Annotated in this window: 20 protein-coding genes and 2 pseudogenes; 3 read left to right on the forward strand and 19 right to left on the reverse strand. The window is 41.1% G+C overall.

Annotated elements, in window-relative coordinates; translation table 11 throughout:
- Window positions 1-57: 57 nt before the first annotated feature.
- Window positions 58-1,035, reverse strand: a complete 978-nt coding sequence (locus RMY63_RS20420) for a sucrase ferredoxin (protein WP_322730455.1) — start codon at window positions 1,033-1,035, stop codon at window positions 58-60.
- A 1,092-nt stretch (window positions 1,036-2,127) separates the two neighbouring features.
- Between RMY63_RS20420 and RMY63_RS20425 the strand changes: the two genes are divergently transcribed.
- On the forward strand, window positions 2,128-2,880 hold the full coding sequence (locus RMY63_RS20425; protein ID WP_322730456.1) for a Mut7-C RNAse domain-containing protein: 753 nt from the start codon (window positions 2,128-2,130) through the stop codon (window positions 2,878-2,880).
- A gap of 18 nt (window positions 2,881-2,898) precedes the next feature.
- On the opposite strand, the gene RMY63_RS20430 is transcribed toward RMY63_RS20425, so the two are convergent.
- Window positions 2,899-3,120, reverse strand: coding sequence for a hypothetical protein (locus RMY63_RS20430; RefSeq protein WP_322730457.1), 222 nt, complete (start codon window positions 3,118-3,120; stop codon window positions 2,899-2,901).
- Window positions 3,121-3,218: 98 nt separating this feature from the next.
- Here RMY63_RS20430 and RMY63_RS20435 point away from each other — a divergent pair, with 98 nt between their 5' ends.
- On the forward strand, window positions 3,219-4,187 hold the full coding sequence (locus RMY63_RS20435; protein ID WP_322730458.1) for an ROK family protein: 969 nt from the start codon (window positions 3,219-3,221) through the stop codon (window positions 4,185-4,187).
- A 112-nt stretch (window positions 4,188-4,299) separates the two neighbouring features.
- Here the strand turns inward: RMY63_RS20435 and RMY63_RS20440 are convergent, their stop codons facing one another.
- The 12 genes from RMY63_RS20440 to RMY63_RS20495 form a co-directional block, all read right to left on the reverse strand.
- Window positions 4,300-5,019 carry a hypothetical protein gene (locus tag RMY63_RS20440; protein ID WP_322730459.1) on the reverse strand — a complete coding sequence of 240 codons (720 nt, stop codon included), beginning with the start codon at window positions 5,017-5,019 and terminating at the stop codon, window positions 4,300-4,302.
- 18 nt (window positions 5,020-5,037) lie between these two features.
- Window positions 5,038-5,472, reverse strand: a complete 435-nt coding sequence (locus RMY63_RS20445) for a hypothetical protein (protein ID WP_322730460.1) — start codon at window positions 5,470-5,472, stop codon at window positions 5,038-5,040.
- 170 nt (window positions 5,473-5,642) lie between these two features.
- The gene (locus RMY63_RS20450) at window positions 5,643-6,230 is read right to left on the reverse strand and encodes a Uma2 family endonuclease (RefSeq protein ID WP_322730461.1); all 588 of its coding nucleotides are present in this window, start codon (window positions 6,228-6,230) and stop codon (window positions 5,643-5,645) included.
- Window positions 6,231-6,282: 52 nt separating this feature from the next.
- Complete coding sequence (gene proB, locus RMY63_RS20455; protein ID WP_322730462.1) at window positions 6,283-7,392, reverse strand: glutamate 5-kinase; 1,110 nt, start codon at window positions 7,390-7,392, stop codon at window positions 6,283-6,285.
- Between the two features lie 308 nt (window positions 7,393-7,700).
- Window positions 7,701-8,240 carry a YqeG family HAD IIIA-type phosphatase gene (locus RMY63_RS20460; RefSeq protein ID WP_322730463.1) on the reverse strand — a complete coding sequence of 180 codons (540 nt, stop codon included), beginning with the start codon at window positions 8,238-8,240 and terminating at the stop codon, window positions 7,701-7,703.
- Window positions 8,241-8,757: 517 nt separating this feature from the next.
- Window positions 8,758-9,330 (reverse strand): DUF3727 domain-containing protein, encoded by a 573-nt coding sequence (locus RMY63_RS20465; RefSeq protein ID WP_322730464.1) that lies wholly within the window; start codon window positions 9,328-9,330, stop codon window positions 8,758-8,760.
- Between the two features lie 143 nt (window positions 9,331-9,473).
- Window positions 9,474-9,950, reverse strand: a complete 477-nt coding sequence (gene ruvX, locus RMY63_RS20470; protein WP_322730465.1) for a Holliday junction resolvase RuvX — start codon at window positions 9,948-9,950, stop codon at window positions 9,474-9,476.
- A 1-nt stretch (window position 9,951) separates the two neighbouring features.
- On the reverse strand, window positions 9,952-11,208 hold the full coding sequence (locus tag RMY63_RS20475; protein WP_322730466.1) for a GNAT family N-acetyltransferase: 1,257 nt from the start codon (window positions 11,206-11,208) through the stop codon (window positions 9,952-9,954).
- A 208-nt stretch (window positions 11,209-11,416) separates the two neighbouring features.
- Window positions 11,417-11,623: a hypothetical protein gene (locus RMY63_RS20480; protein WP_322730494.1), complete on the reverse strand. Its 207-nt coding sequence runs from the start codon at window positions 11,621-11,623 to the stop codon at window positions 11,417-11,419.
- Window positions 11,624-11,747: 124 nt separating this feature from the next.
- Window positions 11,748-12,239 (reverse strand): hypothetical protein, encoded by a 492-nt coding sequence (locus RMY63_RS20485; protein ID WP_322730467.1) that lies wholly within the window; start codon window positions 12,237-12,239, stop codon window positions 11,748-11,750.
- Between the two features lie 161 nt (window positions 12,240-12,400).
- The gene (locus RMY63_RS20490; protein WP_322730468.1) at window positions 12,401-14,542 is read right to left on the reverse strand and encodes a pentapeptide repeat-containing protein; all 2,142 of its coding nucleotides are present in this window, start codon (window positions 14,540-14,542) and stop codon (window positions 12,401-12,403) included.
- A 289-nt stretch (window positions 14,543-14,831) separates the two neighbouring features.
- Window positions 14,832-15,170, reverse strand: a complete 339-nt coding sequence (locus RMY63_RS20495) for a hypothetical protein (RefSeq protein WP_322730469.1) — start codon at window positions 15,168-15,170, stop codon at window positions 14,832-14,834.
- Window positions 15,171-15,507: 337 nt separating this feature from the next.
- Here RMY63_RS20495 and RMY63_RS20500 point away from each other — a divergent pair, with 337 nt between their 5' ends.
- A complete protein-coding gene (locus RMY63_RS20500; RefSeq protein ID WP_322730470.1) occupies window positions 15,508-15,939 on the forward strand; it encodes a hypothetical protein in 432 nt (143 codons plus the stop codon).
- Between the two features lie 42 nt (window positions 15,940-15,981).
- On the opposite strand, the gene RMY63_RS20505 is transcribed toward RMY63_RS20500, so the two are convergent.
- The 5 genes and pseudogenes from RMY63_RS20505 to RMY63_RS20525 form a co-directional block, all read right to left on the reverse strand.
- Window positions 15,982-16,353 carry a hypothetical protein gene (locus RMY63_RS20505; RefSeq protein ID WP_322730471.1) on the reverse strand — a complete coding sequence of 124 codons (372 nt, stop codon included), beginning with the start codon at window positions 16,351-16,353 and terminating at the stop codon, window positions 15,982-15,984.
- An 82-nt stretch (window positions 16,354-16,435) separates the two neighbouring features.
- Window positions 16,436-17,617, reverse strand: a complete 1,182-nt coding sequence (locus RMY63_RS20510; protein WP_322730472.1) for a glycosyltransferase — start codon at window positions 17,615-17,617, stop codon at window positions 16,436-16,438.
- Window positions 17,618-17,627: 10 nt separating this feature from the next.
- A pseudogene (locus tag RMY63_RS20515) lies at window positions 17,628-17,867 on the reverse strand (GDP-mannose 4,6-dehydratase); the annotation flags it as partial.
- Window positions 17,868-17,976: 109 nt separating this feature from the next.
- A pseudogene (locus RMY63_RS20520) lies at window positions 17,977-18,720 on the reverse strand (GDP-mannose 4,6-dehydratase); the annotation flags it as partial.
- Window positions 18,721-19,256: 536 nt separating this feature from the next.
- Window positions 19,257-19,700, reverse strand: coding sequence for an ATP-binding protein (locus RMY63_RS20525; RefSeq protein ID WP_292744744.1), 444 nt, complete (start codon window positions 19,698-19,700; stop codon window positions 19,257-19,259).
- Between the last annotated feature and the right edge of the window lie 539 nt (window positions 19,701-20,239).

A 20,239-nucleotide genomic window follows, 5' to 3' on the forward strand; every position in this document is an offset into this window, starting at 1 on the left:
ACGGGGGGAACCCCCGCAACGCGCTGCCTCCCCTCTGCGTTTAAAAACTCTCCACTTCTATGTACTATAACTCATTACCTTACTAGAGGTAATCCAAAAACTACCGACAGCATATTTAGTAACTACCAACTCTCGTGTAGCATTGCATGAACTCTTCAGTTGTTGAGTCTTGGTTTCATCTTTCACAAGTTTAGCCTGGTAAGTGTAGAGAGAACCACAAGGTTGTTCAAAACTAAGTTCAGTTAAGATAGTACTATTGTCTAAACTTTGCTCTAAAATTTTGCCTGTAACTTTGTAATTAAACCAATCCCATCCTTTACAGAAAATTAACTCTCTTTCCAAAACCTGAAGTGCAGCAGGCAGAATTCCCCAGCCTCGATAGACTTTATGTAAGCATTGAATATCGCCAGTACGAGTCAGAATCGATCTAAATGAATCTTGATCGAGACGACCGTAATATCTTCCTTCGGGCAAATCTATAACTGTTGGTGCAAAGCGATGTCCACCAAAGTGTGATGATTTCCAAATTCGCACATTATCTAAGCACAAATCAGCATTACTCGCTGTTACATGGAAGTAAAAAGGAGCGCCATATCTCGCACAACACTTATCATGGCTACCGTGGGTACAAACTAAAATATCTCTCGTTGTACTAGTTTCTACCTCAAAATTAGAATCGATACCCCATATCCATTTTTGGACAACTCCTGCTACTTGCTCAATATTTGCTAGCTTAAACTCTTGTTTATGGTATCCATTACTTAAGCCCTCTTCTTTTTGATAAATCAAAAGCGTAGTGTGATTTACCTTATGTGATACATCATTAGCAATTAAGAGAAATCTAATCGGCAGTTTAGCACGTTTCACTTCTTCTACCAAAATCCTCAAATTCTGAGGTACCCATTTGGAGTTAAAGGCTTCTGATGTCCAAGGTAAAGGACACTCAACTAAAATATAAGTTTGATAATTAGTGGCACTACCAATAACATCTTCTCCTATTTGCAGTGAATCGTTAGAACAAAAAAAAGTATTCATCTCGCTGTACTCATTAGCATATTTTCTGGACAAAAGGTATTCCTAAATACAATTGTGTTCTTAGCTACAATATCCTTGACTAAAGGAGATAAAAAAGAACAATATTCATTTCTCAGTTCAAACTAGGTAGCCACTTTATAACATCATTATTGATTGAGGTCTTTCCGGTTAATAAATTCTCCACAATAAAGATAAATAGTGTCAAGAGATATTTTTCCGTATCAGTGACGTTAATTTTGTATCTAGTTTTATTGTTATTTGGTATTTAATAAATTTTAATTTGCGGAGATTTAGTTTTTGTAAACTTGGTTTCTTTAGCAAAATCAAATATATTAAACCTGGTACATAAACGCAAAGCAACTTGGAGAGTTACCGACGATTAACTTGCTGACAATATCGATGTAGCTGATACTACAATCAAAAATATCCCTAGCAGCAACCTAGTTGTTTAAAGTTTTGCTGAAATTATCTACATAGCTAGTTATATATCCTGTTTTTATACATTCTGTGCTGGTTTTGTGAGAAACATATTCCTAAAGGTAGATGCGGAAACATTTAATAAACAGCGATCGCTTTAGTAAGCCAATACTGTTTTAAGACTTCTTTCACGCTATCTACTTTCAATTTATCTATTGAACTATCCATATTGCAAATAATTCTCAATAGCTTGAGAAAATAAAAAAGTCAAATTAGGGGTAAATGCTTTACTTCCCCATACTCCATCTGCGATAAGTTAATAATTAAAACTAGTGACTAATTATTAGCAGCGTCACTGAGATTAACATTAACAAATTTGGTATTTAGCGTTTTACCTAATCTAACTTCTCGAAGATAGTGTCAGGGTTTGATGATAGGCATCTGCTTTGACTGTAACTGAAGTCAATAAGAAATGCAAGTATTTAACAATCTTTATGACTTCTTTACAGTTTGTTGCCTCTAGGATATTGCTTAAATCAAGGTAAACAGGCATTTTATCGTAGAGATATCTTACTATAACAAGCATTGATAGCTTCAATATAATAGATAAAGTTTTGCAATTGTGACGAATTGTTACTAGTAAAGGCGCACTTACTAATCCAAATATCTGTAGCTATGGCGATCGCATATTTCTACTTCCATGCAGAATTGAATCATTTTTTACCACGGCATCACAAACAAGTGAGAATTCCTCATGTTTTTGAAGATAAAGCCTCAATTAAGGACATGATTGAATCATTGGGTGTCCCTCATCCAGAGGTGGATTTTATAAATGTTAATGGTGAATATGTAAATTTTTCTTACATAGTTTCTGATGGAGACACGATCAATGTTTATCCAATTTCAGCTAGGAAGGTTATTATACCAACTGTTTCTGTTCTGCCAAAACCGCTCAGTATTATCCGCTTTGTTTTAGATATTCATTTGGGGAAGCTTGCGACATCTTTACGGCTTTTAGGTTTTGATACTTTATACCGCAATGACTACGAGGATGAAGAATTAGCCGAAATATCCTATACTCAAGCACGGATTCTCTTGACTCGTGATAAAGGTCTATTGATGCGTAGTTTGGTAACGTATGGGTATTATGTTAGAAACACTAACCCTGAACAACAAATCTTAGAAGTACTGCAACGCTTCGACTTGTTGAAATTAATCTTACCATTTAAACGGTGTTTACGTTGCAATGGATTATTAGAATCTGTAGATAAGCAATCTATTATTGAACAAGTGCCAGAAAAAGTGCGATCGCAGATTGATGAATTCCAGCGTTGTCAAGACTGCGATCGCATTTATTGGAAAGGGTCACATTATGAACGATTACAGCAGTTTATTGATGGAGTACTTAACTCACAAAAAGGTGAGTAGCTGAGTCATGCCAATTATTTAACCACCTGAAATATTGCCACTAATTATTTGACTACCCCCGATTCTGGGATCTTCATCTTCAGAATTCAAATCATCAGGAGTGGGATTTTGCTTACTCTGTCCACTAACTTCTTCTGGTTCAATGGGATCTGCCTCTTGAGCTTTATCGACATCAAGGGAAATAGGAGGTTCTTTGGCCTGAGAGAAATCAATGAGTGGATTAGGTTGATCGGAAGTCATAAGTTACTAAATTTTTATGTTGTTTTCTTTAGTGTTGAATTTATTTTGCTTGCAAACATCTTTCTTGAGAAATAAACCATGTGTAGGTATAAAAAACTATGACATTAATTTTAGCTCTCGATTTTGGCGGAACTAAACTGGCAGCAGCAACAGTAAATCTCGGTTTGAGAAAGTGGTTGCGTTATGAACGTCGTCTCTCGCCAGTAGGTGCAGATGCAAGCACTGATTTGGAAATTATGCGATCGCTAATTTACTCTCTGCTGAAAGACACAAAACCTGCTGCGATCGGTGTCAGCTTTGGTGGCCCAGTTGATGCTTCTACAGGGATAGTGCGACTTTCTCATCATGTGGCTGGATGGGAAAATATTCCTCTCAAAGGCTTGTTGGAGGAGGAGTTTGGCGTTCCTGTTGGCGTAGATAATGATGCTAATGTTGCTGCGTTGGGAGAACATCGTTTTGGTGCGGGACAGGGATACGATAGCCTGTTTTATATAACTGTCAGCACTGGTGTGGGTGGTGGTTGGATACTCAATGGCCAGCCTTGGCGGGGTGCTGGTGGGATGGCTGGGGAAATTGGGCACATCGTTGTCGATCCTGCTGGGCCAGTTTGTTTGTGTGGGAAGCGGGGATGTGTGGAACGTTTAGCTTCGGGGCCTTATATGGCGCAAAATGTTAGGGAAATTTTTGAGAACGAACCGCAGAGGCACAAAGGACTCAGAGATGGAGAGATTTTGAGAGGTTTGGTGGGGGATAATTTAACGTTGTTGACCGGACAGTTGGTAAGTGAGGCGGCTGCGGCTGGTGATGATTTGGCTAAGGAAGTTTTGCATAAGGCTGCTTGGGCGTTGGGTATGGGTATTGGCAATGTGGCGAATCTGATGAATCCGCAACGCTTTGTGTTGGGGGGCGGTGTGACGAAGGCGGGGGAGGATTTTTGGCGGGTGGTGCGTCAAGTGGCGCGGGAGACGGCTTTGCCGGAAGTTGATTTTGAAGTTGTTTCGGCAACGTTGGGGGATGATGCGCCTTTGTGGGGGGCGGTGGCTTTAGCAGAAATGGGGATGGCTTAAAAGGCGATCGCTTTTCTGTGTTTTTTAAGTTAGTTATTAGATTGTTTAACTAAAAGCTATCAGATTAAGCTCTTGTAAATAAGACACATAGTAAGCAATTTGGAGCAACGAATTACCTTTTTCGTTTCCGTCTGTAATATCCCCTGACCCAATGACCGTTTCTCGGATGAGCCTTGACATATTCATAATCGCTTTGATTTAAAATTTTCCCATACTCTTCTAGAGTAATCTTTCGCTGAGTTGCCTTTTTTAGAGGAGGTTGTGCTTCCCTTTTCGGCGGTGCGTATGAGGGAGTTGGTTGTGCTGGTTTTTGATAGGGTGGTTGAGTTGCCTTTTTTAGAGGAGGTTGTGCTTCCCTTTTCGGCGGTGCGTATGGGGGAGTTGATTGTACTGGTTTTTGATAGGGTGGTTGAGATGAGCTTTGAGAAGGTGTCTTTGTTTGTTGATTAACCCGTTGTTTGAATTTAGCGGCAGAAGTAGCTCTGATGTTGTTGACTTTATATCTTAGTTGATCAAAACCAGGAAACTGATTTCTAATGTCAGGGTTTCTGTGAGCGAATTTCGCAAGTAAATCTTGAGCCAAAGCTGAGGTCGCAATTACCTTTTGAAGTTTGTATGTATCCTCAATAGCATTTAAATCTGCTAGTTTTTCACAAGAAAATTCATAAAATAGACCGAAGCTACCGGCTAATCCTCCAAACACCACCATAGCCCAGTATAATTGAGCGAGTTGTCCCAGAGTTATATAACCGACCATACACAATATGGCTAGTGTCCAACTCCAGTCAACTATTTCTTTAATACGCTGAAAATGCTGGTGCAGTGATAACATTTAAGGATACTGAAAAAGTCAACTGTTAGACGTAGATTTCTTTTGAGGTACTGAGCATTTCAAGAAAATAGGTTTAGGTCTATCAGGGTTACTTTTCAAATTTAAGTCTTGCTTATAAGGCTCACAATAATTTTTATAGATGCGAACTTTAACGTAGTCTGTAGTTGGTATTTGAACTCTAAAAGCACCTAAATTATCAGTTGTATCTGTATCAGACCCACCTTCAGATTCCATTATTACTTTTGCGCCAACTATAGGAATTTGAGTCGCTTCATCAAAAACGCTAACTTTTACACTACTTGAGTTTAGTACTGTAGAAGGCTTATTTTCAGCGCTTTCTTTATCTGAGGTATTCAGCCCTGGAACGTGAGTTGCAGCCCCATAGCCGATAGTCAACAAGAGAAATCCAGTCAGGGTGTACCAAATAGGTTTCGGTATATTACTCAGATCCATATAGTTGGCAGATGCGGATGTGTATTGATTAGCAAAGTTAAATTCTAAACATACTTATACTACCGCACGGTAAGGATAGTTTATGGAGTCTTCATGAAACAAGCTCGTCTGTGAAAAACTGGTTAAGAATGTGGTGAAATTGAAAAATCACTAATCGTTTCACCTGACTATTACTGTTGAATATTTTGGCGAAACTCCCTAATTGCTTCCAAGGGAGACGATAACAAAAGACAACGATTGAGCAGGGATAAATCTAATTCTGGTAAAAACTCACTGTTAACAACCTTCTCATATTCTTGTTCTCGTAAGCAGTAAATTTCAATTGTGCCATCTTCCCAAAACCAAACTTCCGGGACTTGCATTAATTTATATTTCTGTAATTTGATGGGACTACCGCTAGTAATCACAACTTCAATGCACAAGTCTGGTACAGGTTTGTCCGTTCCAAAGCAATAAGATAAATCTGCTTGATATTCTACTATCTCAGGAATAATCTGGCTAAAACTTCCACTGGGGAAAAATTCAATACCCTGTTCCACATAATACTGCCCCAACAGTAAACCAATTAAACACTTAATCACCTCATGAGGTTTACCAATAGTCACAATTTCTAAAATCCCCTCACAATAAAACAACCGCACTCCTGGTACATTTTCAAAGCTAGCTTGAATTGCTTTGAACTGTTCCCAACTTAACCCACGCCGGAAGAAGCGTTGTTCTTCTGGTAAGTTAATAGCATTTTCTAACGTTTGAGTCATAATATTTTTTACTCTCTCAGTTAGTAGTCACAAAGTTTATCTCATTTCCATTTTAAGTCAAAACCAAATTATCCCGATGAATCACGGTTTCCGCACCGGCATATCCTAAAATTATGGAAATTTCTCGTGAATGACAGCCGCGAATTTTTTGCAGTTCATTGCTGTTGTAATTTACAAGTCCTCTGGCAATTTCGTTACCGTTAGTGTCACACAATTGCACAGCATCCTGTGTGTCAAACTGTCCTTCTACTAGCTTAATTCCAGCAGCTAATAACGATTTTCCTGCTAGAGAAATTGCCGCGATCGCACCTTCATCTAAATACAATTTACCCGCAGGTACAAGTCCGTAAGCTATCCAACGTTTACGCGCTGAAGTTGGTTCGGGTTGCGGCTCAAAATGCGTCCCAATCAGTTCTCCTTGAATAATTTTTTCGATATTCCGGGGAAATCGCCCTTGAGTAATTACAGTCCGCACTCCTGCTGCGATCGCAATCCTTGCAGCCGAAATTTTTGTCACCATTCCACCAGTACCCCACTGAGAACCTTGGGAACCTGTTTGTATTTGTAATTGAGTTAATTCCTTAATGCTATTCACTAAAGCGATCGGCCGCGCATCTGGCACAGAACGCGGATCGGCTGAGTATAACCTATCGACATCGGTAAGCAAAAATAGCCAATCTGCTTCTACTAGGCTAGCAACCAATGCCGAAAGGGTGTCATTATCACCAAATTTTAGTTCGTCTATTACTACGGTATCATTTTCATTTACTATGGGGATCACTCCCAATCCCAGTAATTCCTGAAAAGTGTTGTAGGCATTGAGATAGCGGCTGCGCTGTACTAAGTCACTGCGAGTTAGTAATACTTGGGCGATCGCCTGTTGCAAGGTAGTAAATAAATCATCGTATATCCGAATTAACCTGCCTTGTCCAACTGCTGCTACAGCCTGTTTGAGTGCGATCGCTTTCGGACGTTCAGTTAAACCCAACCGCGCACAACCCACGCCGACAGCGCCAGAAGAAACCAAAATTACCCGATGTCCTTGGCGTTTTAAATGGCAGAGTGTTTCCGCCAAGGTAGCGATGGTAGAAAGTGCTAATTGTCCTGTTTCTGGTTGAGTTAGGCTAGAGGTGCCGATTTTGACAACAATTGTTTTAGTCATTGGTTATTAGTCATTAGTCATTGGTCATTAGTTATTGGTCATTGGTCATTAGTTATTGGTAACTGACAGATGACAAATGACAAAGGACAAAGGACAAAGGACAAATGACAAATAACAAATGACTAAATAAATTGTAAAGCGCCAATCCCTCTATAGTGAAGGTTGACGCTTTACGGAAGTATATTTACTTAGTATGAGTTAGGGTCTTTTTTGGCTGACCCCATGTTATTAATACTTATGATCCCCGATTTTTTGGTTCCAGTAAGATTCCTTAACCATTTCTTTAGATTTACTTTCCTGACGATTTCTCAACTTTTGTGAATCTTGGTTTTCTTGGGGGTAATAGAGGCTCCTAGAATTTCAGATATCCAAACTTCAAAGTTGCGGACAGGATGAGAGCGCAGAGCCGCATCAGCATGAACAATTGGTTCCACTAGAATGGTAAACATTCCCAGACGATTACCTGCTAAAACATCGGTAAACAAGCGATCGCCTACCATTCCCACTTGATGTACTGGTAGATCCATTCCCCTCAGTGCTGCTCTAATTTTGCGTCGGGAAGGCTTGGCTGCACCTAAGTAGTATGGTAAGTTGAGCGATCGCGCAATTCCACCAATTCGGGCTTCACTGAGGTTGTTACTTACCAAGCACAATGCAGTACAGGTGCGGATTTGTTCTACCCATTCTCGTAGTTCAGGGGAAGCTATCCCGACTGTAAAGGGTACTAAAGTTTCATCTACATCCAATACCAGCCCTTTAAGCCCGTATTTTTGGATAATATCTGGTGTTAGGTTCAACACTGAACCTTCTAAAATCAAGTCAGGTTGCAAAAGATTGTTCCAGGCCATAGTCAACAGTCAAATTTCAAGAGATCCAGACAAATGAGCATAACCTAATACAGTTTAGTTAGTCGAACTTCATCCTGGAATATCTCCCTGAACACTTTGAGATAAAATCCCTAAAATTTTATCTATCTCTTTGATGTAATAATTACTCAAATCAATTTAAATTTACTTACAGCGTTTTTCAAGTAATTGAACTACACCACGCCCTACTCCCTTATCTCCCTCATCCCCCTCATCTCAATTGTGGTCTAAATACCTGAAAACTGCTGTAATGTAAAGTCGTTATAAGCCATTCTCAGCCACCTCATAGCAATTTTGGGATTTTTTAGATTGAAAATCTTTACCAAAGCCTTTTTCCCAGAATCTTAAACAATACTAATTGTCCCAATTTAGTGTTAATGTTTCATTGCTTCTAACATCTAATGGAACATAGTACAAGATTTAAGTAAATTGTGATTTAAATGAAAAATTCCCAATTAAAAAATTCAAAATGTAACATTTTAATTTGGAATTTTTAATCTTATTCCACTTCATTAAAAAGATGTTCTTCTAAAAGAGGCTGCACTTTACGCAACTCCTCTGGAGAAAGTAATTCAGGTTCACCTGTTTTTGTTATCCGTGCAAAAAACAACAGGGAATCTAGGGGTGTATAAATTGCATACTCCTGATCTTCATCATAGAAGCTAGCGAGTAGCTGTAATTGCTCAGGCTCTAAATCTGCCTCTTCGTCTTCAATTTCTAAGGTGAAGAGTTCTGATTCTTCTACTGGTGGTAAATCACCTGCAACTGTCAGAGCATAGGCTGTGTTCTTCAGTATCAGATTTTGCTCAGATAGTACAGCTTGGGCATTAGCAAAAATTTGCTCAATGATGGTGTCATCTTCTACCAAAACTGCTTCTTCTTCCTCACCGTCCCCTTCCCAAGAAAAAATTTCTACAGGTGAGTCTACAGGAAGAAGCAAAACGTATTCTTGTTCATCTACCTCTAGGTAACGCTCTACATAACAGTCGAGCGATCGCCCTTTGTCATCGGTTAAAGTGATGGAACCCTCATGAGCGTTATCATTTTCTTCAGGAAATGGAGAGGAAAACATAGCCGAAATGTAGAAATTTAATAAATACCAGCAAGTTTGAAAATCGTTTAACTATAGTTAATGACATATTATGTCAAACAAATAGCTTTATACGTAGATACAACTGCTGGCTAATCGTTTTCAGAATATCATGTTAAAAGGTATCAATATTCAATAGCCGCAACTGAGCTACGGGAGTTGGCACGTTTAACATCCAGCCATTGTTGCAAAATTAAAGCCGCTGCCTTGCGGTCAATTAAACCTTTATGGCGTGATGGGGAGCGGTTTTCAGCTATCAGCAGTTGCTCTGCTTGAAATGAAGTTAATCGCTCATCCATATATTCCACAGGTAAGTTTAGTGCTTTAGCAAGTCTTGTAGTAAATTTCTGAACTTGACGAGCCTGAAATCCTAGTGAGCCATCCATTGAATAAGGTAAGCCCATAACTAGAACTTGCACCTCACGTTCATTAACGATTTGTCGGATTTGCTCAACATCTTGCTCAAAAGATGTGCGCTCAATTGTGGTGATACCCGTGGCAATTAAACCCGTGCGATCGCACCCAGCCACTCCAATCCGCTTGCGACCAAAATCTAGTCCTAACGCTGAAATAAACGGTTTTGGTTGCTCTTGGGATACCACACTACTTCTCCTGCTGTCCATCTACTGATTCAGCAATCGGCGATGTTTCTATGCTAGGATTTTTTACCGAAAAGTTAATCGGTTCTGGCTTGCTTGGCAGAGGTTTATCTGACGATGGTAACTTTCCTGGTTGTATCCATGACATCCCACCTGGTATAGGTTTACGAGTAGGTTGTAAACCTTGCAGCATATCAGTCCACTGCATTCCTTCTAAGGAGACGAATTTCGACTCTCGTAGCTTATGCCATACAGAGCGAGACATCACTAATGTATGTTCTATGCGTTTTGCCCCAATTCGCTCCAAATATTCTTCTCGCTCTGCTTGATAGTCTGAGGATGCTAGTTGTAACCCTTGCTGGGGAAAATCTTGGGCAATGCGAGCCAGTTGAGATAATAATTCTGGATAAAGCCAAGTGTAAGCAGGATGAACTGTCAGCGTTGCAGCATGGGGAACTTCACCCTTGCGATCGAGTTGCACCTGAAAATAGCCGATCGCAGCTTTGCGTTGCGGTTCAAATACGTAACCACTGACTACTTCTGTTTTGGTCAGCCATTGCTTCACTGCATCACTTAAAGCGTCGAACAAGCTGGTTTTAAAGTCGCGGGTATTGCGGTCAAAAACCTGACGTACCAGAGGTGGCATTGATGCCGTATCTAATTGATACAGTAACTGGGCATCAGCATTACTCACTGGCAAGAGATTGGGCAAGTCTGGCTCTGCTTGTGCCAATTCAGCCAGTAATTCTGACCCAATTTCCCAGTACGTCATTTCTGCTAGACGCTGGAATCCATTTTGCCGATATAGTGCTAGCGCCTCTATGTCATTGATGTTAACTTCTAGTAGCCAAGTGCGAGCTTCCAAAATCGACTCAAAGCAATGACGCAAAAGTTGTGAACCAATTCCTTGTTTATCGACACCACGTTCTAGTAACACTTGATCGATCCGCCAAGTGCTGCGTGTGCGGTTAAAAGGTGACACTTGAACCATCCCTAAAAGTATCCGCCCTTGCTCTGCAACAAAAGCACAGAGTCGATACTGTAGCGGGTTAGGAAACCAACTTAAAAATTTGAGTAATCCATACCAACGACGCAGCCTTTGCATCTGGCTGATGGCAAAACCTGCTCCCTTGGGAGTAAGGGCTGCGAATGACTCTTGAGTTATGCGCTCGATTCCATCCAGATCCCGGTATTGGACTGGTCGGATAACAACGCTGAGGTTTCTGGGAAGTAATGAAGTCATTTTAATTCGAGCCGCCATTTAGCCTTAACTAACTGCTCTTCAAAGGAAGGAACTGCTGTAATAATCTTAACTAGTTTCTGCTCTCTACTATTGTGCCAAAAGGGTGATTTTAGTAACTTAATACTTAAAAAGCAGAAAAAGCAGACCTTGTGAGAATACCATTGGTATTGACCCAACAACATCTGCCCTTATTTTATTTGAATTTTGATTAAAATTTGTATATATTTTATAACCCTTGCCGAGAAACTAGCTTTTCAAAGTGAGCTTGGGTTTGATGGAGTAATTGGTGGCGACTATCTACCAGTGTTTGCTTCAGCGTTGGAACAAGATTGCGAGCTTGCAGAGTCATGTGAAGTTGCAGGTTGGCGACATATTCACTGAAATCTTGATTCACTTCATCTGCGCCCGCATCTGTTAATAAATTTGATTGCATTGCCACTGTGTTCTCCTGTGTTAATCCTGTGCTGTCTCTCTTCATGACCAAAAATTATCACGTTGTTTGGACTAACTTCTTAATTTGCAATGAAGTTTAACGCTTCTTAGGGATAGCGTACCCCTTAAAATCTCAAACCAACACCACCTTGTACGGAAATAGCTGTACCACTGCTATCTCGGTAGGCATCAAAAGCAATAATGGCGTTGCCAAAAAGGACAGTATTGCTATTTGGGATCATATAATCAATGCCCGGTTGTAAAGCAAAACTAATTTTGTCACCTACAGGAGAAGAACCACCACCACCAGCCAAAACTAATCCCGCGCCCAGGTAGGCATCAGCTTGCCAATTGAGGGGTAAATCGTAAGAAACCGTTGGTACAAGAGCCGTATTACTACCAATTAATACTTGAGCGCGCAGTGAAATTGGTGCTTCCAAAAGCTTGTAGCGCCCTGCTATCACCCCCCCAAATTGAATACCATCGGTAAAACCAACAGTGGGGCCAATACCGATATAACTGCCATAAGCTACTTGAGCTTGTGCTGGTTTAGTACTCGCCAGACTTAAGACTAAACCAGCCCCCAAAACTGAAACCAAAGATGGAATATACTTCATAACCCTACTCCTCACACCAATTTGTCATTTGTCATTTGTCATTTGTCATTTGTCATTGGGCATTGGGAAAACTCTTCCCTTGTCCCCTTCATCTCCCTCATCCTCCCCTGCTCCCCCTGCCTCCCCTGCTCCCCTGCTCCCCTGCCCCTCTGCCCTCCATTCTACGGGCAACGGGGATGAATGCCTCCTTGAGTACAAATGTATGCTAATTGTTTGGCATCTAAATTTTTGGCTTGAGAAAAATCAACCCCTTGGACTACGGCAGATACTGAGCCTAAATCTGGGGTTTGGACAAATTGATCTGCTGGATCTTGTTTGCTAGGAGCGAGAATTGCCCCCTTAAAATCTGCTCCAGCAACATTTGCCCCTCGTAAATCTGCAAGGCTCAGGTCAGCATTTTGCAAGTTAACATTTTCCATTTGGGCAGAACGTAAAACAGCACCAGTTAAACGAGTAGCACTAAGGTTAGCATTGCTGAGATTAGCACGATCCAAATAAGCTCCTGATAAATCTGCCCCTTGCCAATCAGTGTTAGTTAAGTTGGCAAAAGATAATTGCGTTCCGATCGCAGTGGCCCGACCTAAACGCGCTGCATACAGATTGGCTTCGTTCAATTTGGCATCGCCTAAATCTGCCCCAGTCAAGCTGGCTTTTTCCAAAACTGCGTTTCGCAGATCGGCTCCTACTAGTTGGGTGCTGTTGAGTTTAGCATCATATAGACGCGCGTTGGATAAGTTGGCTCTGTTAAGAGTGGCGCGACTCAAATCGATCCGGTTCATCAAGACGCGACTGAGGTTAGCATCAGTAAGATTAGCTTGCTGCAACTGAGCTTGGCTTAAATCAGCTATTACATCGTCGTAGGTATCCCAGCGTCCATCCTCACCCACACCCCGGAAGCGGGTACTTTTAAAGCTGGCTTGGTTAAGATTTGCAGATTTAAACTTAACTCCTGATAAATCAAGATTGTCCAGTACCAAGTTGAAGAAGGAACTTCCTGAAGTACCGCTTTGACCTAATTGGGTACTACTAAGGTCAACACCCTGGATTTTTTTACCACTGTAAACAGAGAGAATCTTGTTGATTGTCCGCTGGTTTCTTTGTAGCCGCCCTTGCCGTAATTCCCGCTCTTTGGTTGCAGTGCTACCCACAGATTCCAATTCGCTCACCAAAAACTGATTCTTATTTTTGAGTTCCGGGATGGCTTGGGGCCCGACAGTTGTCAAAGCTTGTTGAATCGTATCCAGAAGGCTGGGGTTAGTTTCACTAACTAATAAATCCGCAAGAAATTTAATCGATTGTGGGTCATTAAGACCACCCATAGCCAGAATTGCGCTTTGGCGTTGCTCATTAGTCGCCCCAGAGTTAGGAGTCAATTGTTTGACAAGTTCAAGGAATTGCTGGCTGTTGATTTGCTTGGTTGCTCGCTGGGATTGCTGAATTTGGATATAAACTTGAGTGCCAATTAAAGTTGCTAACACAGCAGTCATACTCGTCAGCCCTACCCCAAACAAAGTCAGATTGGGATTTTGCTGTATCCGCCGCCACAAATTAGGCGATGGGCTGGTTTGGGCTGCCGCTAATTCTTCACCCTCCTGCCATTCTTCTGCTTGATCATTACCATCAGCAGACTGAGCTTGTCTGTTGCTAGCTAAGACTGCATCGATTGTATAAGTACCTGCGAGTTGATCGTGCAGTGCGCGACGCCCCCGGCGCGACGGTAAGCCTATCCCTTCACCCACAATCATTAACAAAGACAAAAATGTGAATAATCCTAAATTCGGAAAAGCAAAACTGTACCGCCACAGCAAATAGGCGATAGAAATGGGTACAGTCCAACGCCCAACGCCTTCTCTAATCACAACTGCCCCCAATCCGGGCGGCTTCCCTTGCTCGTTAACAACCTGTATCTTTAACCAACGTTTCCCAATTGTGCTACCAGTCTTAGCTAATAAATACAATTGCCACCACGAGAGAGTTACAGGCGCTAACAGGGCGATTGTCCACAAAATATTAGTCGGCCATGCGACGTTACGGATGCCATAGCTTACAGGTAGAGCCAGGGGTCTGGCGATCGCTCTTTCTGTTACTACCAGCACGGGGTTAAGCGGCACTCGGTTGAGATCGCTTCTAGAATTGGCATAGACACCAATGCCGAAGGGAATCAACCCACTAGTAACCACTAGTGTGATTTCAGCCGCCCAAGCAGCAAAACGTCTACTTGCTAGCAGTAGCGAATTGGCTCTTTCCGATTTTTTTGACTGACCAGATTGATTACTAGTTCTTCTGACAATTGGTGAGGTCATCGTATAATTTCCTTTGATATTATTTCTACGCCGCGATCGGCACAATTAAAATAGACTAAGCTAAGTCAGCAACAAAAGCATATTGAAATAGGATTTAGGAGTTATACAGCAGAATTCAGGAGTCTGAATGGGCTGCGCTAACAGAAATAAACTAGGCTTTATACCTAGTTATTACACTTCTCTTGTGTACTTCACCTTCCTTGAAATCCTCTGTAAGTCAAAAGCCGTTTTTATTTCGGCTCCTGACTCTCATAACTCCAGGCAAAGTGTAAAGTAAATGCATATCAACTTATTGCTTACGTTGAAAGCTACCAGACACAAAAAATTTGTATCCAACATACACTAACACTGCCAAAAGTGCCAGACTGATTACAGATGCAACTAGTTTAAACACTGCTTGCAGTATCGCCAAGCCTACTACCACCGTCACACCCGAAACTACCAGCTTTTTCACATTAGATAAGCTGTTGAACCAAATCTGAAATCGCTCCAGTTGCAAGTTGAAGCTGGCAAAAACAGACTGAGGCGTTTGTTTTTGTTCTTGTGAAACCACCCCAGGCGGGGAATTAACTTCTGCCTCTAACTTATCGAGGCGACGCTGTAAGTCTTCTTCTGGTTGAGGATTCATCAATCTTTATCTACCTCAGCTAGCATACTTATTCAACAATAGACCAACCAAATTCTATTTTTGGTGGTTGTCTTAGTGATTTTAGCTAATGTCTGTGCGTGCAAGACCTTTCTGGACAGGGAAAAATTATATTTTTTTGTTGCCTTCCAGACATCAATGTGTAGAGACGTTGCAATGCAACGTCTCTACATACACCCATTAAATCTTTACAAATAATCCTTAACTGACTGGTATTGCTTTATACGGCAGCTTTTGGAACTAAGACGGATTGCTGTCGTCTATATAAACCAGACTGTATAACAATATTGCTCTAAAAAAATCTGGAGCATTAATTAAAATGAAGACGTTTAGGCTACTTGTAATTATTCCCACAGCTTTGGCGATGAGTTTGGTTTTCCCAGAGGCTAATTTAGCACAGACACCAACAATCCAAATTAATCGAAATTCCCAACCAGATCCATTGATTTTGAACGGAAAGTCTGGAGGAACTGTCAAAAGTAATTGTGGCAATATTAGCACTGAACCTAGTCAAGTTATCCAAGTTACAGAGTCACTACCTTATTTACGATTAACAGTAGAGAGTCAAGGAAAGCCAACACTGCTGATCGACGGGCCTGGGGGGCGCTTTTGTGTACTAGCAGATAGTTACTCTGGAGGTAAGTCAGAACTTTCTGGTTATTGGCAGGTAGGAAAATACTCGCTGCATGTGGGCGAACTATCCTCGCAACAGTATACTTACAGCCTCTCTATCTCGCAAAAAAATAAATAGTCATTAGTCATTTATACTTTGCTAATGACTAACGATACTTGACTATTCTTCCAGTGATTTAGCGGGAACTTCGACAGCAGTGACATCAATTGTGCCTTCTGGTGTGAAGCGCTGAAAATGACTATTTTGCACTAACAGTAGCTCCTTACAGTTAGGACATTGCAACTGACTGTTATTTAAGCCTGTAAATTCATATCCACAGACGGGACACTGATCGGCAACCAAGTTGCGTTGCAGCCACCAGCGAAAGCCAAAAAAAGCCACAATAGGTGCCAACAACAGCAACCCGAAAATAATTAGCAATGAATTAACCAACCAACCTAAGCCCACTGATGCCAGCAACCAAATAAGTGCCAGCAGAGTGAGCCAAGGGCGGAGATTTAAAAGATTCAATTGAAATGACTTAAAACTCATTTTTTAAATATCGTCTTGCTCTCCTTCTAGGATAGCGATTTTAGTCATTTGTTATTTGTCATTTGTCATTTGTCATTTTGACTCAAATGCACTTCATTATTGAGGATAGCAGCATTTTTTGCAAGTGCTGTTGGAAGGCATTTATGCCAAACAGAGCGATCGCCTGTTCTCGTAGCCACTCTCCATCACATCGCTGGTCATCCCCTTGAAGCATTTCTATACAAGCTGCTGCTACAGCGTCAGGACTGCGGTGTGGTACTCGCCATCCCAGTTTACCATCTTGCAAGGGGTCAGCGGAGCCATCGTCGTCACCAGATAATACAGGTACTCCACAAGCCATTGCCTCCAGATAAACAATACCGAAGCCTTCTTGCGAAGGCATAATATAGGCATCAGCAAGGCGGTAATGTTCCATTAATTCTTCTGTGGCAACGAAACCAGCAAACACGACGCGATCGCTCACACCTAAATTTTCTGCAAGTTCAGCTAATCGCGGTTGGTCATCGCCGCGACCAATTACCAAATATTTCACTTTTGGGAAAACTTGAGCGATTTGTGGTATCGCCCGAATCGTGACATCTACACCCTTGTAAATATCTCCTGACCATAACCGCGCTACTGTCATTAACACTTTCGCACCAGTTAAGCCATACTTCTCGACTAATTCTGGTTGTTTAGAACCAGGAGTAAATTTATCCCCATCAATTGCACAAGGCAGCATCTGTACCATTTTTGGGTTTAGACTATTGGCAATACAAGCGCGATCGCGGCTGTAGCGACTAATTGTCCAAATTCTATCTGCTGATGTCAGGGCGCGACGTTCCTGATTTTTCAACGGTTCCCAGACTTCTTTGCCGTAAGTTAGCACGGTGTAAGGAATCCCCAAGGGCTGGCAAAGTGTTTGGATTAATACTGCTAAGTTAATGTGACCACAGAAAACCTGCTGCGGACGGCTTCGCAACAGACACTTCAGTAAAGCCGCTGCCATTTGCAATCTCCCTAAATAGGGAGACTGATTTTTAAAGTAATGAAATTTTAAGTTCTCGTTTTCAAACGGATTTAAGCTATCAGCACTATCTCGCAGTAAAAAAACTTCTGCCTTGTAGTCTTGGCTCAATCCCAGATAGGCGCGAAAAATATCTTTTATATACGATTGAATACCACCTTCGTGAGCAAAAATTTCTAAAAACACGAAGACATGGTTAGTTTTTTTGTTAACTTTATCACCTAAATTCAGGTTTTTTGTCACTGTAGTGATGTGCATTTTAGATTATTTACACTCGCGGTAAGGGCGCAATTGCATCGCTTTGTAACCGCTCCAAATCTGTTTTTACCATTTTTTCTAAAAGTTCCTCAAAGCTTACTTGGGGTTCCCAGGCGAGGTTTCTTTTAGCCTTGCTGGGGTTAGCTACTAGTTGAAAATGCTCATCTTGCCGCAACAAGCTAGTATTTAAGACTACATACTGCTTCCAATCCAATCCGACTGACTCAAAGGCTGTGGCAACTAAATCTCTAAACACTATAGCAATCCTAAATCAGTTGTGAGAGATAGAATGGCTGAAAAGCTTGTAAATACGTAGTTTTTATCTGAGTATTTTCTCACGTTTCAATTGTGATTGCTATATGCAGTTTACCAGTGCCAATCACATATTCTTCTGGCTGATCAATTTGCAACATTAGCCACATGGCCTCTACATAATCACCTGCAAAACCCCAATCACGTTTGGCATCGAGATTACCCATTTCTAAGGTGTCAGTTAAACCCAATTTAATTGATGCAGCCGCCAAAGAAACTTTGCGTGTGACAAACTCAGGTGCGCGTAGAGGAGACTCGTGATTATATAAAATTCCGCTACAGGCAAATAGCCCATAGCGCTCTCTATGATGCACCATCGTCCAGTGAGCGTGCATTTTAGCCGCAGCATAAGGATTTTTGGGACGAAAAGTGGTTTCCTCATCTTGAGGCGAGAGGAATACATCGCCAAACATTTCTGAACTGCTGGCTTGATAAAATCTAGTAGACAAACCGACTTTTCGTACTGCTTCCAAGAGCCTAGTAGCTGTACCAGTTATTAAATCCAAGGTTCCCAATGGGTCGTTCCAGGAGTCGGGTACAAAACTGGGAGCCGCCAAATTATAAATTTCTTGGGGACGCAGTTGTTAAACTGCGGTCAACAGTGCCGCATTATCCTTCAAGTCAACTGTAAAAATTTCTACCTGATTTCCCAGTATTCCCAGTTTTGTCAAATTAGGTTGTCGATCTGGGGGTACTAATCCGACAACTCGATAACCTCGATTGAGGAGCAAATGGCTGAGATAGTAGCCATCTTGACCAGTAATTCCTGTAATTAGGGCTGTCTTAGTCATCTTTTGTTCCCTATTCTGTCTATCTCTTTAAGCACGAAATGGCACTTGTTGGAGAACAAACATTAAGACTCTCAACACTGCTGACAAATCTTAACAAGGGAGCTAGTGTAACTCGAATGCTATTTTTACTATATTCACTAATTCTTTTTATACAAAAATCTTATTTGAGATTTTACAAAAAAATCATAATGAATAAGCAATTTCACGGAAAAAACATATTACTCCTATTCAAATAATATTGAAAAAGGAGTATACTTTTATCAATCAAATAACTATGTATTTCAGCAAAAGCTGCTTCTGTTTGAAAGTGTGTGGCTCAATTTTGAGCAAAATCTTCGTTAGCTTAATAATGACTGACTAGATGAAAAGTTTTATTTGTTTAACTCCTAAGTACGAGCGAGCTAGCAAGAGAGTATTGTAGAGAAGAAAAGCCCTCGTTTTTTGTCCAGACTCGTTCCCTACACTCCACTCCGTTCCCAAGCCAAAATTGACATCAGAAGTATTCTTACTTGCCTTTAGCCTTGACTATTTCACTGTTACTTTTGTGCTTCTACAGAGTATTTGACAATGAGCAGGCAATTTCTACCATCCGCACCACGTTCGTATACAACCCGGTCAGCTAACCGCCGGAGGAGAAACCATCCATACCCACCTACTTGCAGAGTACCTGGGGCTGGCTCTGCGATCGCATCAGGATTGAAAGGTTTTCCGTAATCCCAAATTCTAATCTCTAGTCGGTCAATCCACAGATAAACGTTAATTTCAATGGTTGTTTCCGGGGGTAAAGCATGATGAGCGTGACGAACAGCATTGGTAAAACCTTCTGCTAATGCTAAATTGAGGCGATCGAGTTGGGTTTTTGACCAGCCAAGTTGAGACAAGTGTTGCAGACAAAATTGCTCAAACCATTCTTGCACCTGGTTTAAGAGCCTGAGTTCGCTCTTAACAGTCAGATGGTCTTGCTGCACTATACTAAGCATTAACTGTAAGTTGAATATAAGTAAACCCAAGTTGCTAGTTCTTAAATTCTGCGCTATTCGCAAAATTTCTCTCACATAAAAAAATCTAAATTGACATATTCTGTGTACCAAAATACAAAACATGAATCATTTTGGCATTCTGAGGGTTGTAACTAGCAACTTAAGTTAAGTAAGTAATGTTTGTATTTGTTGACTTTTGATGATTGGAGTTTTTGGAATAGCTTTTCCATCCAAAACTTCAAATCCCAGATGCAATCTGAACTATTGAAGAAGAATTCAGAATTCAGAATGCAATCAGTGAAGGATACTCTGCGGGATCTTGCTACAGACCCAACACTATCTTGTTGACCACTAAAAAAAGCATATTTAGTGTAGGAATTAGACCGGAAGTAACTTGCTTCTCCGTATGATACGCGGACTCGCTTTGGGTGGCGTTATCCGCTTTTTGATTCAGAATTAAATTCTGTTAGCGGATAGCTAAGGTTTAGCCCATTCTGACTTCTGATTCGTGAATTCTTTCCTGTTAAAATTGACGCCTG

Origin of the sequence: Nostoc sp. ChiQUE01b, from assembly GCF_034531255.1 — a bacterium.
In the GTDB taxonomy this organism is placed as follows: domain Bacteria; phylum Cyanobacteriota; class Cyanobacteriia; order Cyanobacteriales; family Nostocaceae; genus Nostoc.

Coding starts and splice junctions, on each gene's coding strand:
- RMY63_RS20420 (WP_322730455.1), bottom strand. CDS start 1,035: ATGAATACTTTTTTTTGTTCTAACGATTCACTGCAAATAGGAGAAGAT.
- RMY63_RS20425 (WP_322730456.1), top strand. CDS start 2,128: ATGGCGATCGCATATTTCTACTTCCATGCAGAATTGAATCATTTTTTA.
- RMY63_RS20430 (WP_322730457.1), bottom strand. CDS start 3,120: ATGACTTCCGATCAACCTAATCCACTCATTGATTTCTCTCAGGCCAAA.
- RMY63_RS20435 (WP_322730458.1), top strand. CDS start 3,219: ATGACATTAATTTTAGCTCTCGATTTTGGCGGAACTAAACTGGCAGCA.
- RMY63_RS20440 (WP_322730459.1), bottom strand. CDS start 5,019: ATGTTATCACTGCACCAGCATTTTCAGCGTATTAAAGAAATAGTTGAC.
- RMY63_RS20445 (WP_322730460.1), bottom strand. CDS start 5,472: ATGGATCTGAGTAATATACCGAAACCTATTTGGTACACCCTGACTGGA.
- RMY63_RS20450 (WP_322730461.1), bottom strand. CDS start 6,230: ATGACTCAAACGTTAGAAAATGCTATTAACTTACCAGAAGAACAACGC.
- proB (WP_322730462.1), bottom strand. CDS start 7,392: ATGACTAAAACAATTGTTGTCAAAATCGGCACCTCTAGCCTAACTCAA.
- RMY63_RS20460 (WP_322730463.1), bottom strand. CDS start 8,240: ATGGCCTGGAACAATCTTTTGCAACCTGACTTGATTTTAGAAGGTTCA.
- RMY63_RS20465 (WP_322730464.1), bottom strand. CDS start 9,330: ATGTTTTCCTCTCCATTTCCTGAAGAAAATGATAACGCTCATGAGGGT.
- RMY63_RS20475 (WP_322730466.1), bottom strand. CDS start 11,208: ATGGCGGCTCGAATTAAAATGACTTCATTACTTCCCAGAAACCTCAGC.
- RMY63_RS20480 (WP_322730494.1), bottom strand. CDS start 11,623: ATGCAATCAAATTTATTAACAGATGCGGGCGCAGATGAAGTGAATCAA.
- RMY63_RS20485 (WP_322730467.1), bottom strand. CDS start 12,239: ATGAAGTATATTCCATCTTTGGTTTCAGTTTTGGGGGCTGGTTTAGTC.
- RMY63_RS20490 (WP_322730468.1), bottom strand. CDS start 14,542: ATGACCTCACCAATTGTCAGAAGAACTAGTAATCAATCTGGTCAGTCA.
- RMY63_RS20495 (WP_322730469.1), bottom strand. CDS start 15,170: ATGAATCCTCAACCAGAAGAAGACTTACAGCGTCGCCTCGATAAGTTA.
- RMY63_RS20500 (WP_322730470.1), top strand. CDS start 15,508: ATGAAGACGTTTAGGCTACTTGTAATTATTCCCACAGCTTTGGCGATG.
- RMY63_RS20505 (WP_322730471.1), bottom strand. CDS start 16,353: ATGAGTTTTAAGTCATTTCAATTGAATCTTTTAAATCTCCGCCCTTGG.
- RMY63_RS20510 (WP_322730472.1), bottom strand. CDS start 17,617: ATGCACATCACTACAGTGACAAAAAACCTGAATTTAGGTGATAAAGTT.
- RMY63_RS20525 (WP_292744744.1), bottom strand. CDS start 19,700: ATGCTTAGTATAGTGCAGCAAGACCATCTGACTGTTAAGAGCGAACTC.